The organism is Mucilaginibacter lappiensis, from assembly GCF_900155965.1.
GTDB lineage: Bacteria > Bacteroidota > Bacteroidia > Sphingobacteriales > Sphingobacteriaceae > Mucilaginibacter > Mucilaginibacter lappiensis.
On sequence record NZ_FTMG01000018.1, the window covers coordinates 53,878 to 70,688 of the forward strand.

Consider the following 16,811-nt stretch of genomic DNA (forward strand, 5'->3'; position numbering starts at 1 on the left):
AAAAATGAGAAATCTATATCAAATATTTTCATTAAAAAATCACCTTAAATGGCTGGCAACCTACTGCATCATACTGGTCATTATTGGCGTATGCTCTACACCATCTTTTTCGGCGGCTGCACAAACTATGAATACTGTACGTATCAGTTTTACGGCCAAAAACTTAAGCATCAAAAGCGTTTTCAGGATGATCGAACAAAAGACCTCATTTAAAATAGGTTACAACTCTACCAGCTTTGATGCCGATAAAGAAATTTCCATATCAGCCGACAATGAACTGCTGATTGATGTGCTGAAAGAACTAATCAAAGGATACAAAGGAAACATCAGACAGGTTGACGACGAGCATATATTATTGCAGGTTGAAAAACAACAACCGATAGTAAAGGCCAAAGAAAAAGAACTGGTGGTAAAGGCCATCACCGTTACCGGAAAAGTAACCGACGAAAGCGGCGAAACCCTGATAGGCGTTAGCGTTGCCGTAAAAGGAACAAGCGCCGGCACCATGACCAATACCGAAGGCAAGTACTCCCTGAGCACTGACGAGAGCTCAATACTGGTTTTTAAATACATCGGTTACGACAGTCAGGAAGTTGCGGTAAAAGGTCAGCAAAATATTGATGTGGTGCTAAAAGCCAACAGCCAGTCTTTAAAAGAAGTGGTAGTTATAGGTTACGGTACGCAAACCCGTTCAACCTTATCCGGAGCGGTATCAACCGTTGGCTTGGATAAAGTAAGCTCACGCTCATTCAATAATCTGCAGGAAGCTTTACAAGGCAAAGCGGCGGGTGTGGTTGTGAATAACAATGGCGGCGATCCTACCAATGCACCTATGGTAAACATCCGTGGTCTGGGTGGTATCAACGGTGAACAACCTTTATATGTTATCGACGGATCGGTTTTTTATCCCGGCACCCCGGTTATTAACCCCAACGATGTAGAGGCGATTTCGGTTTTGAAGGATGCATCGGCAGCTATTTATGGTGCCCGTGCATCTGGCGGTGTTATCCTCATCACTACCAAAAAAGGCACCAAAGGCAAAATGGCTATCTCTTTTGATGCCAAACAAGGCTTTTCGAATGCCTGGAGAAAACTAGAGGCACTAGATGCCAAAGAATATGCCGATGTATATAACACCGCTGCAGATAACGCAGGCAAACCACGCCTGCCGGCTTTTGATGCTACCAAATATCCCGACGGACAGATAACCCGCACCAATTGGGTTGATGCGGTATTCAGAACAGGGCATACCCAGGATTATAACGTAAACCTGAACGGCGGTAACGATAAATCCAACTATTTCATGAGTTTTAACTATCGCAAAGGAACAGGGATATTATTGAATACCTATTCCGAGCGTTATGCTTACCGTATCAACTCCACTCATCAGTTGAATAACTGGTTAAAGGTTGGCGAAAACTTATCTTATACCTATTCAGATGGTCGTGGTACCAACACCTTCAGCGGTTATACTGGCGCTATCCAGGCGGCCATATTTTATCCGCCAAGCATTACGGTACGTACACCATCAGGTGCGTATTCAGGTTTGCCAATAACCTATGCAGGCTCATACGGCGACGTAGTTAACCCGGTGGCCAACCTGGAGCGTATTGACACCAGCAACCCGGTAAATACCATTATCGCTAACCCATATTTTGAGGCCAGCATCATCCCCGGTCTTAAATTCAGGTCGAACTATTCGGTTACCAAGAACTTTTATTATTTCAAAGGCTTTTCGCCGATTGTGCCCGAGGTTGGTAAACCCAGCTTAACCAACACCTTAAATGAATCATCATCACAGGATTCCCGTTTCCTGACCGAGCAAACCTTAAACTACAAAAAATCATTAGGTAAAAATAACCTGGATGTATTGGCAGGTTACACTTACCAGAAAAACAGCAGTATGGGCCTGTCTGCTTCCCTTTCGGGTTTTAGCAATGAAGATCCCTTGTTTCGTTATTTTATCAACGGTACCGGAACCCCGGTTCCAAAACCTGGTGATTACCGGACTGATGAAGCTTTGATCTCCTACCTTGCCCGTGTTAATTATGATTATGATGGCAAATACCTGTTATCGTTCACCGGTCGTAGGGATGGCTCATCATTGGTGGCTCCCCAGAACAGGTTCCAGAACTTTGGTTCGGTATCTGGTGGATGGGTAGTAAGCCGCGAGAATTTTATGCAGAAGCTAACCTGGTTAAGCAATTTAAAGATCAGGGGCAGCTATGGTGTATTAGGTAACTTATCATCTGTAAGCACAACAGCGGTGAGCCCTAACCTGAGCGTAGGTAGTGTTTACTTAGGTTCAGATCCTGCCCAGTTAAACGGCTATTACAGCTATGACCGCGCCAACCCGAACCTGACCTGGGCACGTTCAAAACAAACCGATATAGGTTTAGATCTGGGCTTCCTGAACGAACGCATTACCTTAACAGCCGATTATTTTGTTAAAAAAACCGAGAATATGCTGATGAACATACCGGCAGGTATTGGCCTGGGCAGTGTATGGGTTAACGGCGGCGAAGCACGTGATAATGGTATTGAATTGAGCCTGGGTTATAACAGTGATCCTAAAAAAGCATTCCGTTACGGTGTTAATGCCAACGTCAGTACACTCACCAATAAATTACTATCATTACCTAATGGCAACACCACCATTCCGGGTGTAAGTCCGAGCGTGCGTGGCTTGCTGGCACCTGCCTGGGTGCAGGTTGGTCAGCCGCTTTATTCGTACTACTCTATCAAAACCAATGGTTTGTTCCAGAGCCAGGCAGAGGTGGATGCTTACAGAGGTCCGAACGGGCAGTTGATTCAACCTAATGCCAAACCGGGTGATATCCGTTTTGTGGATGCCAACGGTGATGGTAAAATTGATGATAACGACCGTCAGTTCCTGGGCAGCGCTTATCCTAAATTTACCTATGGCCTGAGCCTGAATGCCAGCTACAAAGGTTTCGATCTGAATATCTTTTTACAAGGCGTACAAGGCAATAAACTGTACAATGCCTTAAAATATACCAGCTTAAACGCCGGCGGTTTGGGACAAAATTACAACCTGCTGAAAGATGTACTGAACGCCTGGACACCACAGCATACCAATACCACCATCCCACGTGTAACCGCCAGCGATGCTAACGGTAACTTTGGTACCAACTCCGATTTTTATATCGAGAACGGTTCATACCTGCGCTTTAAGAACGTAACCCTGGGTTACACCTTTTCGCCAGCATTGTTAACCCGTGCGGGTATTAGCAGCTTGCGCGTTTACGCTACTTCAAACAATCTGTTCACCATTACCAAATACAAAGGTTTTGATCCGGAAGTTGGGTTTGACAACTATGGTATCGATGTAGGCCGTTATCCGCAATCACGCTCATTTATTTTCGGTATCAATTTAAATCTGTAAGTAAAGCAATCATGAAAAAGATCAGCAATATTATATTAGCACTATCGGCAAGCATGCTTTTGGGTGCTTGCTCCAAAAATCTGAATATCAAACCGCAAGGTGCCGTTTCCGAAATTAATTTCTGGCAAACCGGCGACGATGCCTTACTAGGTGTAAACGCCATGTACGAGCCTTTTGACGGCGAAGAGTTTTATGGCCGCGGTTATATGTGGTTCATTAACGCCAGCGATGATATGGTGACTGGCCGTATCAACACCAACGCCGATGCCATCAAAAATTTCAGTCCGACTTATTATTCCGGCGGTTATACCGTTGACCAGTGGGATATGCGTTATTCGGTGATCAGGCGCGCCAATGACGTGATCAACAAAGTGCCCGCCATCAGCATGGATGGCTCCCTTAAAAACCGTTACCTGGGCGAAGCCTATTTTTTAAGCGGTTTGATGTATTTTCAAATGGCTTATAACTATGGTGATGATCGCGCCGGGTTACCCATCATTACCCGTGCTAACAACAACGACCCAAATCCTACACCAAGGGCGGCTAACGTTACTGAAAACTATAATTACATTGAAGGTGAGCTGAAAAAAGCGGCTAACCTGCTACCATATTTCGATCAATTGAGTTTAGCTGATCAAGGCAGGCCACATAAGGTAGCTGCCTGGGCTTATCTTTCAAAAATGTACCTGTTCAAAAAGGATTATGCCAATGCCCAAAAATATGCCGACTCGGTGATTAACCAGGGCAAACGTGCCTTACTGCCTAATTTTGCCGATGTTTTTAAAGCGGCCAATAACTTCAGTACAGAATATATCTGGTCGGCGGTGAGTACGGCGAAGGGTTCCAGCGGCTGGGGCAGTATACTGCCTGGCGTTATGCTGGAGAACAAGGGTTGGGGACTATTTAACGGCTGGGGCTACTATCAACCCACCAAAGAACTGTATGATGCCTTTGAGGCAGGTGACAAACGTCGCGAAGCCACTATCCTGAAACCGGGCGACGTGTTTCAGTATTTTGGTGCGCCAAAAACGTATGCTTCGGTAAACAGCTTATCCGGTTACCAGTTCAACAAGTATATGGAGCCATTCTCCTATGCCAATCCGGTAGGCTCATCTATCAGCCCTAATGGTGATCACCCGACCACCAACCTGAACGTACCGTTGATGCGTTATGCCGAGGTTATCCTGATTAAAGCGGAAGCCGAACTGATGCAAGGAAAAAATGCCGACGCCGAGATCAACATGATCCGTCAGCGCGCGGGTTTGAAAGCTATTCAGGGGGCTACCATGGCCGATCTGAAAAACCAACGCCGCTGTGAACTGGCCGGCGAATGGGCCGACCGTCACCGCGACCTGGTACGCTGGGGTGATGCCGCAGCCGCCTATGCCAAACCGCTGCACGGTTATACCGGTTCGGTGATATGGCCTGCACGTAACTTTAACCCAGCCGTAAATAATGTTTGGGCAGTACCCCAAAAAGAAATTGACCGCAGTAACGGTGTTATCAAACAAAACGCCGGCTGGTAATAAATAAAAGGGGAGGCTATGTGCGAATCCCCTCTGAAGAGTAATAGCCCATCAATAGACATTTTCCTAAAAAGGGTGTCATGCTGAGCACCGTCGAAGCATGGTGGGCAGGCCTCTACGCACGCCCTTCGACGGTGCTCAGGGTGACAGCCCGTCTTTTGTGATATTATTGATGTACTATGTCTACTCATGGGTTATTACTCTCAAGAGGGGAGCTGAAACACATAACAAAGGCCGCCGGTTATCCGGTGGCCTTTGTTGTTGATTACGGTGGCGATTTTTTTCTTTCTCTCAGCAGAACAGCTTCGGACGAAAGCAGGCAGAACAATGCAGGCCCGGTGCGGTTGCAGTGGCATAGCAAGTTTTTGCTGAGGCGTTGGGAAATGTGCGAACGAAGTGGAGCAAAATAATTGCAGCCTGTGGTTCTGTCGGCTTTGCAGGGCAAAGGCCTTGTGCGGCAAAGAAGCATTTCTACTGAAAGCCTTTTTGGATACTTTTGTGGCGACAAAAGTATCTGGCCCTCCCCGCAATGTCATTAAGTTAAGCACATGGAGCCCCACCTAAATCCTCCCCGGTAGGGAGGACTTTAAAAAATTGAAGCTAAGTCTCCCCTTCCGGGGGAGATTATTACATGAGGGCTTCGCCGTTTAGAGGGGGCTTTTGCGGAATTGCTTTTGCGTTTCCCCTTAACTTAATGACATTGCCCGCGGCCAAGAGCGGGTATACGCCTGATAAGTAGTTTGTACAGTTTAGAAATTACTTTACTTCTTCGCAATCCAATCACTCATCATCAAAAGAAAAATGCTGCCGCAGTTTTTCCTGCTCCAGATCAAGTAAGGCCAGTTGCTGCTTGATAATATCGTCATTGATGTTTTCCTTTTTGTTCAGTGTTTTCAGCAGGTCACGCTGCTCCTGCATCATATCTTCCAGGATCATGATATAGTCGCGGTAAAAGGCTTCTGCGCGGCCTTTTCCATCGGCCTTGTCCCAGTCGGCCAGTAGCTCCATGTCGGCATCTATCTTGATCTTGATCGCTTTCACCATATCGTTTTCTTTGAGGTGTTTGGCGTATTTTTTTTGGAGCAGATTCAATGTTACCACCGCAAGTTTTTTCCGTACCAGTTGTCGTTGCTGTTCAAAGGAAACGGTATAGTCTGGGTCAGGCATATCAACCCATTTAATCAATAGGGGTAAGGTAAGCCCTTGCAGGATGAGCGTAACCAGGATAACCGAAAAAGTAATAAACAAAATAAGGCTGCGGTTGGGGAAAGGCGCGCCCGAATGAAGCGCCACCGGAATACTGAGCGCTGCTGCTAGTGATACCACACCCCGCATACCGGCCCAGCCCAATAGCAAGGGCCCTTTCCAGCCTGGACGGTTATCGGCAGTGGTAATATACCGGCTGATGAATACAGTAAACACCGAAGCGCCAAAGGTGCTGGCCAAACGGGTAACGATCAAAACAGCCGAAATAATGGCACTGTAACGGATAGCCGGCGCCAGTCCGTTGGGTCCAAGGTCTTTAATGATCACCGGAAACTCCAGGCCGATCAATATAAATACAAAGCCGTTCAGTACAAAGGCCACTGCTTCCCAAACATTGATGCCCTGCAGCCGGCTACGGTGGGTTAAAAAACTGTCGCGCCTGATAGAAAGGAATAAGCCCCCGCTTACCACCGCCAGTACGCCCGAAAAATTAAAGGCCTCAGCGGCCATATACATGGCGTAAGGGGTGATAAAGGTAAGGATGATATCAATATTGGTAGTAGTGGGCAGCCAGCGGTGAATGGCATAAAACACCAGGGCTATGGCCAGTCCAATCAGTATGCCCATCACAATCACCAATGCAAAACTCAGGGTAGCGTGGCCAATGGCAAAAGAACCCGTAACAACGGCCGCCGCCGCAAACCTAAAGATCACCAAACTGGCTGCATCGTTCATGAGGCTTTCACCTTCCAGTATGGTGACGAGGCGTTTAGGGACTTTTACATTTTTAAGAATGGTGGTGGCTGATACCGCGTCGGGTGGGGATACGATACCACCCAGCAAAAAGCCCGCTGCCAGTGTAAAGCCGGGAATCACGTTGCTGGATACCAGGGCCACAACCCCGGCAGTCAAAATAACAATAATGAACGCGAAACTGCTGATCACCCGTCGCCATTTCCAGAAATCTTTCCAGGAGGTGCTCCAGGCCGCCTCATATAAAAGCGGTGGTAAAAAGATCACAAATATCATGTCGGGCTCAATCTCAATACCCCTTAGTCCGGGTACAAACCCCAGGCCCAATCCGGCTATAACCAGTAATATAGGATAAGCAATCTTGATTTTCTGAGCCAGCATCACTATCGCGATGATAATGGCCAGCAGGCAGGTATATTGAATAATAAGATGGTGCATGTAAGTTTAGATGAATTACTAAAATACAATAATATCTTAAAGGTGCACCTGCATAGGCTGATGAAATAAAACCCTTGTGGTAGCGAGGGTAAAGTAAAAGACAAAAAAACACGTCATTGCGGGGAACGAAGACAACCGACCGGAGGGAGCTCATTAATACCGATAAAAACAAACACAATATTAATAATCTCTACATAGGCAGGTCGGCAATGCTTGTTTGCTCTGTACAGTATAGAGATTGTTTCGTACCTCAGCAATGACGCTTGGTACAAAGGACCAAAGCTGAAGAGAGGGAGCCGACAAGTGCAGCGATGCCGGGGTGAGTTGTAACACAGGCATTCCATCACTCCACAATCAAATTTTTAGATTGTGATACGAGTTGCTTGTATGGATTGGCTAAAAAAAGTTTCACGTAATCCGTTCCTTCAACAGAAAAACCCGGGGCATGCCCCTTATTGTGTATAATGAACAATTGGCTATTGGGCATATAGCGTTTAATTAACCGGTTATAAAATGGCCTGCAATCGGGATCAATATCACCAGCTGAGATCAACGCCGGAACGCCCGAATAAACTGGCTGTTTGGCAACTGTAGGTTCGGGCTTTACCTGCCAGCAGCTGCATATGGCATGGTTTACATTATTAAAAGGATATCCGGCTAACCATGGCAGTACCTGGCCCTGTTGTTTTTCTAACTGTGGATCGGCGTAGTTTATTTGTTCTGAGCAATAAACAGAATACCGCATACCCAGGGAAATATGGGTGTCGCCTGCAAAATAGCCATCCAACACTTCCCGCACATATTTATCGTGGCGTCCTTCTATCAGATCGATCATTACACTTGGTATAGTATTAATCTGCCTGGAATTCATCCGGTTTATTACCGCGTCAAGCAATTCATTTTTGGTGTAGGTTACACGGATACTTTTACTGCTATCTTTTTCCTGGTAGGCGAGGGTGAATTTTTTGCCGGTGATAGATGTGAAATACTGATGGAAACTCAACCTTAAGTTTTTATATCTTGTACCGGACGAATCCGTTTCGCAATTATGGAATACCTGCTCCAGCGCTTCGTTGATATTGAATAAAGCGTGTTCTTCAAAGTTTACATAACCCGGAAGCGGTGAATTTAAAATCAGCGTACGAACTCCTTCGGGATGGGTCCGGGCCATGGTAAGCATCAACCCTCCGCTATATGATATACCCACCAGGTTAAGCGAATCGATATTTAACGCTAATCTTAAATCATTGATATCTTCCGCGCTCTCTATCGTATTATAGGCCGATAGATCGATGCCTTGCTTTATAAAGTTGGTCTGGCATTGCTTAACTGCTGCTAATATCAAACTATCCCTGTTTTTGCCCTCTCTGTAACTACGTTTAATGGCCGCTGCTACCTCTATGCAATCCAGGCAGGGTTTTGCACGTTTTGTTCCGCGCTGATCAAAAGCAATAAAACCGCCATAGGCTAACCAGCCGGAATTATAACTGATACTGTCAATATTGGCTGTTGTGCTATAGCCCGGTCCACCTGTTGTATAAAGCGTAATGTTTTTACGTGCATCCTGGTCCGGTCTGCGTACAAATAAAAACGGAACCTTTACCTTCCGCCCGGCGGGTTTATTTCTGTTTTCGGGTACAACCAGGTAACCAGTTTTTAAAATTAACCGGGCGTCTGCTTTAACCATTCGGGGAAAAGGTTCAATAACAGGTTTATACATCTGGCTGTATAAGTTTTGGCAAAAGCACATCGCAAAAAGCAAGGCAACAAATAGTTTTTTCATGAGCGCTGTTTAGCTTACAAATAAAGAGAATGATATTACGCGCTGAAAGTAAAAAACGGACAAATTATCACAAATGCTTCGTCAGTCTCTGGCCGGTAAAGTTAACGATGTCCTTATGGAAATGACTCAGATCGTAATAACCATAATCCATCGGGATAAAATTTTCTTTATCCTTCATAAACGATGTTAAAGCAATTCTTCCCCGTAGGATAGAAAAGTAATTTTTAGGAGCGATACCAATTACCCTATTGAAATAGCGGTTGATAGTTTTGGAAGTAATAAAGAGTTTTTCGGCAACTTTAGATGTATTTAACTGCATGCCTGCGGCTTGATATTCGCCAATACAATCATTAACCATTTTAATATAATGATCGTGGTTATTTAATTGATGGTATGCTGCTAATAGGTAAGATTGAATAATTTCCACCCTTTCTTCAAAGCAGATGGGTTGTTTTATTTTTTGGAGCAACTGCCAGGGCAAAATGTGATGGAGGGGAATGATTTTGTCCATAACCGAAACCTGGTTTAAGCCCAAAATAGCCTCCAAACTACCGGGATTAAATTTAACCGTGAATATATTATCGGCAGGTAGTTTGTGCCTGGTTACATCCTCATTTCGTAATATCAAAACATCTTCGTCTCCTTTTACATAGTGACGGGTATGTTTCAGATCGATATAATACGGGGTACCCAGGTTAATATAAAAAGTAGGCGTCCAGCTCGGGAACATTTTTACGGCAGAAAATTCATGTTTTATATCCTGAGCGGAATGATCTAAAACCGATTGGGAATAAAATTCAACATGCGGAAGCAGTTCTTCACAAGGCTTGCTGAACATATATATTTTACGGATATCCTGGAATATTTCAACCATGCCTTATTCAGATTAACGATATCCGTAAAAATAACCTATTCCAGCAAAATTTAAAAATGGAAGTATGGCGCATGCTACCGCGAGATTAGCGTAGCGTATCTCGTGGTTCGCATGGTTAAAGCTTTCAGCTTTAGTTTCAGCTGAAAGCTGAAGCCATGATCACCACGGGCTGAAAACACTCGGCAGCAGATAAACACACCTGAGACCCGCGTTTGATACTCTCCCCAAAATTCCGTATCTTTATACAAACACCAGCCCGGTTATCCCATAAAAAGGATAACCGGGCTGTTTTGTTAAGAACAAAAGCAGGCCAAAAATCGACTGATTTGTGCGTAGTTATTTGATAGTCAATAAATTAATACTTTTTAAAGTTTCTAAAACTGCTCAAAACCGTATCAGAATTTGTTAAAAAGTGTTAAAATGAGGTTTTTTCAATTGATTTTCACCCGTTTTTACCTCGGTTTTGAGCAGAAAAGTGTTAAAATTTAAGGTTTAAAAAGTTTTTCGAACCCCAAATGTTAATGATCTGACGACGGGATAACCAGCGCTTTCTTCTTATCGCGCTTGGCGACAAAAAGCAGTAAAGGGAGCACCATCGCGAAAAACGATCCAATCAGGAAATAACCATCCAGGTAGCTGGAAAATGATGACTGCTGAATCACCACTTTTTCTACCAGCAGCATCGCTTTCTGTTTAGCATCTAATAAACCGAAGCCCTTTTGCATAAAAGCTGCGGCATAACCGTTTATCCGGTTAATAAAGGCAGGGTTGTCAGGGGTGATATGGGTGATGAGGTCCATCCGGTGTGAGGCGATACGACGGGCCACATAGGTATTGATGATGGAGATACCAAAAGAACCACCCAGTTGCCGCATCATATTGTTGAGAGCGGTTCCCTGGGGCATATCCTTGAGCTCCAGCGATGATACAGCCAGGGTGCCCAGCGGTACGGTTAATAAAGCCATGCCTATCGCCCTGAAAATGAGGTTTAGAGTGATGTCGATAGCCGGGGTTTCCAGGTTGATCCTCGACATCGACCAGTTGAAATAGATAAAACACGCAAAGCCAAAAAATACGATCAGCGCTGCGGAAACACCCTTTTGCAACAGTTTACCGGTGATGATCAATGCTAAAACCGCTACGATAGAGCCGGGCAAAAGTAATAATCCGGATTGGGTAGGGGTAAAATTAAGCAGACGTTGCGCCACCACAGGAGTAAGGTAAATAGAGGTGTACATACCCATACCAGTAATAAAAGTAAGTACCGCAGCAATACTCAACGATCTGAACCGGAGGATGCGGAGGTTCACCACCGGGTTTTCCGTATACAGCTCCCAGATAATAAAGCCCGTGAGAGAGAGGGCAGCTACAACGGTTAAAAAAACAATGTATCCTGCAGCAAACCAATCGTCGGTTTGGCCACGCTCCAGTACTACCTGTAAGGAGCCTATGCCGATGATGAGTAAGATGATGCCCAGCCAGTCTATCTGTTTGATCTTTTGTTTGATAGCGGGCTCGTACAGTAAAAAATAGCAGGAAACCGCAGCGGCTATACCAATGGGGATGTTGATATAAAAGATCCAGGGCCAGGAATAGTTTTCGGTGATATAGCCACCCAGTGTAGGGCCTATAGTTGGCCCGATAAACACACCAATACCAAACAGGGCGCTCGCGGTAGCTTGTTTCTCCTTCGGAAAAAGCTCATAAACCACCATTGCCGAAACGGAAAGCAAAGCGCCGCCGCCCAAACCCTGCAAAAACCTGAAGCTGACCAGCTCCCATATATTAGTGGCATTACCGCACATAAAAGAGCAAAAGGTAAACAGGATAATGGAGCCTATATAATAATTCCGGCGGCCCAGGTTATTCACCAGGAAGCTGGTCATGGGGATGATGATCACGTTGGCGATGGCGTAAGAGGTGATCACCCAGGAAATATCTTCGAGGGTGGCACCCAGATTGCCGCTCATATAGTTGAGCGCTACGTTTACAATGGAGGTATCAATGAGTTCCATAATAGCGGCGGCTATTACCGTGATCAGGAGGATTTGTCGTTTGATGGGGTTCATAATATATATTATACCAATTGGTATTTTTTATGGTAAATTTTTTTATGATTGAATTAAACGGATAGATTGCGGATGTGACCAGATCTTATTCATGACGACAAATATACCAATCGGTATATTTATAATGCACTCTATCGGATTAAATAACAATTTGCTGACAAAAAGAAGATGACTGAAAATGAACTAACTAAATATGCAAGGGAATGATATATTTGTAAAGCGGCGAATTTTGCACTGCTAAATCGAGTTTATAAACCAATTACCCCTACTGGGGCTTTACCGTTAACCAATCTGCTATATGAAAAGTTATACCATTTTAATTTCCATTGTGGCTGCCCTGGGCGGACTATTATTTGGCTTTGATACCGCCGTAATAGCCGGCTCGCTGCAATACCTGAAACCCTTTTTTCATCTTAATGATGCCGAAATAGGCCTGGTAGTAGCAGCGGCTTCTATAGGCTGTATCCCCGGTGCCCTGTTTGCCGGTGGCCTGGCCGATAAGTTTGGGCGTAAAAACCTAATGATCGTAACCTCGATATTGTATGTTATTGCTGCTTTGGGAAGCGGTATAGCGGGTAGTTTTGTACAGTTGGTAGTATACCGTTTTGTAGGAGGGGTGGCTATAGGTATGGCGTCTACACTGGCGCCTATTTATATATCAGAAGTAGCGCCGCCAAAATTCAGGGGCAGGCTGGGTATGCTGCAGCAATTAGCGATTGTTACGGGGATTCTGCTATCCTTCATATCCAATTATATCATAGCCAAGGCTCCTTTTGACTTTCTGAACGACAGCAATATCTGGCGGTACATGCTGGCGGCAGCGGTAGTGCCCTCTGTTATTTTCTTTATCCTGCTGTTGCTGGTACCCGAAAGTCCACGCTGGCTGATCGCTAAAAACAGAATAAAAGATGCCCAAAGGGTGTTTGATCATATTTATTCCAAAACAGAAAGTACAGAGCAGGTTGCCCTGGTTACCAAAGATGTAGCCTCGGAGGATAGCTCTCCTCTGAAAGAGGTATTTACGCCGCGCTTCAGAAAAGTAGTGATCATTGGGTTGGTATTTGCCTCTATAGCCCAGCTAACGGGTATCAATATTGTGTTTTACTATGCGCCATTGATATTTGAAAAAGTGCATGTGGGTGGCAGTGTTTTGTTTCAAACTATGCTCACCGGGGTGGTTAACCTGATATTTACCCTACTGGCTTTCCCGCTGATTGACAGGCTTGGGCGTAAAAAACTCTTGCTTATCGGTTCGGTGATCATGGGGCTTTGCATGTTTGTGCTGGCCGCCCTGTTTCACTTTAACCTGCTGCAGAATTACTTTGTATTGGTCACCATATTTGTTTACATAGGCGGCTTTGCCTGTACCTGGGGTGTGGTGCTGTGGGTGTATGTGGCCGAAATATTCCCCAACAGGGTTCGTGGTACGGCCACATCTATAGCGGTATTTGGTAACTGGGTAGCCAATTCTATTGTTTCGCTTACATTCCCCGTGATGCTTGCGCAGCTGGGGCCGGTGTATACTTTTGGGGTTTATGGTATCATCAATATTAGTATGATCCTGTTTGTGAGTCGTTATGTGTTTGAAACCAAAGGTGTTCCGCTTGAGAAAATAGAGGAGTTATATGCGAAGGTTTAATTCTGTGGGCTAAGACTCAATAGGCGTCGCTTTGCTCGCCGAACCTATCTTCAGCTTCGGCTCCTTCTCTCCACGCGTCATTGCGTAGTGTGGCAATCCCCAATTAGCAGAGCCGCTCTGTAAGTAGGGGATTGCCACGTCGTACCTCCTCAATGACGCATGGGGAAAAGGCGGGGTGAGTCGATGCAGTGCGACAATTTAAAATACCCTCAAATAGCCCATCGCTTATTCTTTTTTCTGTAACTTTAAATTATTCACATTTATATGTTCCGGCGTTTACAGAATTGGGTCAACCGTCATTTTTCGTCTATTTTTTCATTATTGCTGATGGCCTTGCTGGTTATCGGCAGTATGACACTGAAGGATAATTACCTTATCGTAACCAAATACACGCCCTCTGGTATCATCAACTGGGAAATCAACATCAGCAATGCCCGCCGGGATTCCATCTTAAAAGAATGGCAGGCCGGGTTCAAGAAAAACCAGATCTATACCCGCGAAACTACTTATCCCGAAACCGTAACCGGTATCGAAACAGCGGTTTTCCGGAACAATGCCGACTATAGTTTTATCGGGGTTTATGTAGGTATCCTGCTCATCCTGATCTTCCGGATAGGGAGCCAAAAGGCCAATCGGCGACGACGGGTGATCTCACAACGTTCTGTTGCCGTATTAGGCGCATTAGTGATCCTTGCGGCACTGTTAGATGTGTTTGAGAACATCATGACTAACCGGGCACTCCTGCACTTTAAACTGAAGCTACCACTGCCCGATGCCTGGCTTATCGGCTTGCCGGCATGTGTCAAATATGTGCTGCTGGCATTTATAGTTTGCAAATTGCTGTATGAGGGCTTTAAATTAGGTAAGCCCCGGTTTTGGCTCGAGTATACAACGGCCTGGATAGGACGCTTACTTACCTATTCCTGGCGTTTCCGTATTGTATTGATTATGCTGTTAACTTTTTTCCTGGGGCTTTTTGTCAGCGCCCAGATCCAGGATATGCTGCTGTCTATCAATACCTCGCGATGGGCCAGTTTTTATTTTCTGCTGGCCATAACTTTGCTCGCGCTAATGTGCTGGCATTTGCCCAAGGTTATTGATAACTCCATCAAAGTAAGCTATAAACGGTTTTTTATGGGACCGGTTGATTTTGATACCAGTCGTTTACCCGCAGGTTCAAGACCATCGCTCAAGGTAGATACAGCCAGGTTGTTTGGGGCTGCCGCTTTCCTGATACCCGCTACCGGGATTCTGCAAACCATGAACGCCTACCAGATCGATTATATGCTTAAAGGAGTACCACCGCTGGTATTGCTGCTGGCTTCGCTCATATTTTATAAGATTGTATTGAGATATAAATGGCTCGATAAGCTATTCAAATCGGAGGGTAAAGTGGTTCCATGGCGTTTTTGGGCAAGCATGGTCGCTTTGATATTGCCCATGATCATCTGGGGAAGTATTGATGGAAAGCGAAATCGGGAACCACATTTTTTGGCCTTCTTATCGCTTGATCTGTTCTTTTTATCAGCCATGTTTGTGATCACAACGGCTTTGCGTACAGGTATACCGGGCATCCGGAAATGGCACGCAGCACCCTGGATAACCTTTGGCGGAACGATAGCCATGCTGTTCTTTATCTTATGCAATTTTACACCATTTTTAAATGAATTAACCAGCAATAACCGGTATTATACCATGCCGGTGGTATTGTGCGCGGCAGCGGGTTACCTGTTGTTCTTTTCTTTTTTATTGTTCGCCGGAAAGAAAACAGGGTTTAGTTTGATCACCTTTTTGCTGATGTTTACGCTGTACCGGTCGATAAGTACCATCACTACTTATCACGAGGCTTATATTCAGAAGCAAAAAAACTATCATAAATCCCTGGATTCTTTAGACCGTTATACTGAAAATTGGCTCAAAAGCCGAAAGCAGGAAATTAAAGCTTTTGTTGCCCGAAACCCAGGTACACCTTACCCGGTGTTTTTTGTAAACGCTTATGGCGGTGGACTACGGGCTACAGTTTGGACAACCATGGTTGTAGGAACGCTGGATAGCCTGGTAAAAGAACGCTATCGCGATGGGATCAATAGCCATGACTTTCAGCATTATGTATTCTCCTATTCCGGGGCATCGGGCGGTACTATTGGGCTGTCTCTGCTTTGTAGCGCCCGGTATCAGCACCGGCACAATCCTGTTAATGATACCGTTTTTTACCCGGTTAATTCATTGGCTATCTATCGCAATGATTATCTCACCTCAAACATAGTAGCCTTGTTGGGCAGGGATATGCTGGCATCGTCTCTGGGAATAGCCCCCTGGGCAGATAGGGCAAGATTGATGGAGGAGGATTGGGAAAGGCATACCCAGGCGCATCACCTGGATATGAAAGTTACCTTAGGCAGGATGTGGAAGGGCCACAATTATGAAGTGCCCTTGCTATTTGCCAATACATTTGACGTGGACAGCGGTAAAAAAGGTATATCGGCACCTGTTTTACTGGATAGCCTTGATTTTCCTTCAACTATACAGCTGGAGCAGGAAATTGAAGATCCCGGAGATCTGCGCCTGAGCACCGCTGCTTTTTTGAGTGCAAGGTTCCCTTATGTAAGCCCCACCGCTAAGCTAAATGGTAAACACCACTTTACGGATGGGGGCACCTGGGATAATTCGGGCGCGGAAACTTCGCTGGGGGTGCTCACCGTTTTTGAACGCGTACGAGCCAAATTAATTAAGGAAGATACTCTATTTAGTCATATCCAGCCGCAATTCCTGTCGCTGCCTAACTCGGTACGACAGACAGAAGACGCGGGAAAACCCGGTAATTTATTTGAGCCACTGGCGCCACCTGTGGGGATTTTGAATAGCCGTATAGGGTATATGAAAAAATCAGAAGACTGGAATTACTCCATTTCGCGTATAAAACACTATGGTTTTTACCTTTTCCGCCCAACTGCCGAAAGGGTCCCGAATACCCATATCTGGCCCGTATTACCGCTAGGCTGGCAAATATCAGACTATGCCATGACCCGTATGCGGTTGAGCGTATTGCGTGACAGCGTCACCATTAATAAAGTGATGGAGCGTTTTGGTAATGCAGAAAAAATAAAACGGTAGAAG

The 16,811-nt window shown here is 45.3% G+C and carries 9 protein-coding genes; 5 read left to right on the forward strand and 4 right to left on the reverse strand.

The window, feature by feature from the left end; all coding sequences use genetic code 11:
• The first annotated feature begins 4 nt into the window (after nt 1-4).
• The 3 genes from BW976_RS24955 to BW976_RS24965 all read left to right on the forward strand — a co-directional run bounded on the left by BW976_RS24955 (nt 5) and on the right by BW976_RS24965 (nt 5,342).
• Nucleotides 5-3,406: a SusC/RagA family TonB-linked outer membrane protein gene (locus BW976_RS24955; RefSeq protein WP_076377681.1), complete on the forward strand. Its 3,402-nt coding sequence runs from the start codon at nt 5-7 to the stop codon at nt 3,404-3,406.
• Nucleotides 3,407-3,417: 11 nt separating this feature from the next.
• Entirely contained in the window at nt 3,418-4,932 is a 1,515-nt protein-coding gene (locus tag BW976_RS24960) for a RagB/SusD family nutrient uptake outer membrane protein (protein ID WP_076377683.1), read from the forward strand.
• Between the two features lie 179 nt (nt 4,933-5,111).
• Entirely contained in the window at nt 5,112-5,342 is a 231-nt protein-coding gene (locus BW976_RS24965; protein ID WP_076377685.1) for a hypothetical protein, read from the forward strand.
• Between the two features lie 370 nt (nt 5,343-5,712).
• Here the strand turns inward: BW976_RS24965 and BW976_RS24970 are convergent, their stop codons facing one another.
• The 4 genes from BW976_RS24970 to BW976_RS24985 all read right to left on the reverse strand — a co-directional run bounded on the left by BW976_RS24970 (nt 5,713) and on the right by BW976_RS24985 (nt 12,055).
• Nucleotides 5,713-7,329: a Na+/H+ antiporter gene (locus tag BW976_RS24970; RefSeq protein ID WP_076377687.1), complete on the reverse strand. Its 1,617-nt coding sequence runs from the start codon at nt 7,327-7,329 to the stop codon at nt 5,713-5,715.
• 343 nt (nt 7,330-7,672) lie between these two features.
• Entirely contained in the window at nt 7,673-9,112 is a 1,440-nt protein-coding gene (locus tag BW976_RS24975) for an alpha/beta fold hydrolase (RefSeq protein WP_076377689.1), read from the reverse strand.
• A gap of 67 nt (nt 9,113-9,179) precedes the next feature.
• A complete protein-coding gene (locus BW976_RS24980) occupies nt 9,180-9,986 on the reverse strand; it encodes a helix-turn-helix domain-containing protein (protein WP_076377691.1) in 807 nt (268 codons plus the stop codon).
• 518 nt (nt 9,987-10,504) lie between these two features.
• Nucleotides 10,505-12,055, reverse strand: a complete 1,551-nt coding sequence (locus BW976_RS24985; protein ID WP_076377693.1) for a DHA2 family efflux MFS transporter permease subunit — start codon at nt 12,053-12,055, stop codon at nt 10,505-10,507.
• 298 nt (nt 12,056-12,353) lie between these two features.
• Here BW976_RS24985 and BW976_RS24990 point away from each other — a divergent pair, with 298 nt between their 5' ends.
• Together BW976_RS24990 and BW976_RS24995 are read left to right on the forward strand one after the other, a co-directional pair.
• Nucleotides 12,354-13,694: a sugar porter family MFS transporter gene (locus BW976_RS24990; protein WP_076377695.1), complete on the forward strand. Its 1,341-nt coding sequence runs from the start codon at nt 12,354-12,356 to the stop codon at nt 13,692-13,694.
• 264 nt (nt 13,695-13,958) lie between these two features.
• Nucleotides 13,959-16,808 carry a hypothetical protein gene (locus BW976_RS24995; RefSeq protein ID WP_076377697.1) on the forward strand — a complete coding sequence of 950 codons (2,850 nt, stop codon included), beginning with the start codon at nt 13,959-13,961 and terminating at the stop codon, nt 16,806-16,808.
• Nucleotides 16,809-16,811 lie beyond the last annotated feature (3 nt).

Excerpts from the sequence above, each read along its gene's own strand:
- BW976_RS24965 (WP_076377685.1), top strand. The coding sequence starts at position 5,112 with ATGTCTACTCATGGGTTATTACTCTCAAGAGGGGAGCTGAAACACATA.
- BW976_RS24985 (WP_076377693.1), bottom strand. The coding sequence starts at position 12,055 with ATGAACCCCATCAAACGACAAATCCTCCTGATCACGGTAATAGCCGCC.
- BW976_RS24960 (WP_076377683.1), top strand. The coding sequence starts at position 3,418 with ATGAAAAAGATCAGCAATATTATATTAGCACTATCGGCAAGCATGCTT.
- BW976_RS24975 (WP_076377689.1), bottom strand. The coding sequence starts at position 9,112 with ATGAAAAAACTATTTGTTGCCTTGCTTTTTGCGATGTGCTTTTGCCAA.
- BW976_RS24980 (WP_076377691.1), bottom strand. The coding sequence starts at position 9,986 with ATGGTTGAAATATTCCAGGATATCCGTAAAATATATATGTTCAGCAAG.
- BW976_RS24970 (WP_076377687.1), bottom strand. The coding sequence starts at position 7,329 with ATGCACCATCTTATTATTCAATATACCTGCCTGCTGGCCATTATCATC.
- BW976_RS24990 (WP_076377695.1), top strand. The coding sequence starts at position 12,354 with ATGAAAAGTTATACCATTTTAATTTCCATTGTGGCTGCCCTGGGCGGA.
- BW976_RS24955 (WP_076377681.1), top strand. The coding sequence starts at position 5 with ATGAGAAATCTATATCAAATATTTTCATTAAAAAATCACCTTAAATGG.
- BW976_RS24995 (WP_076377697.1), top strand. The coding sequence starts at position 13,959 with ATGTTCCGGCGTTTACAGAATTGGGTCAACCGTCATTTTTCGTCTATT.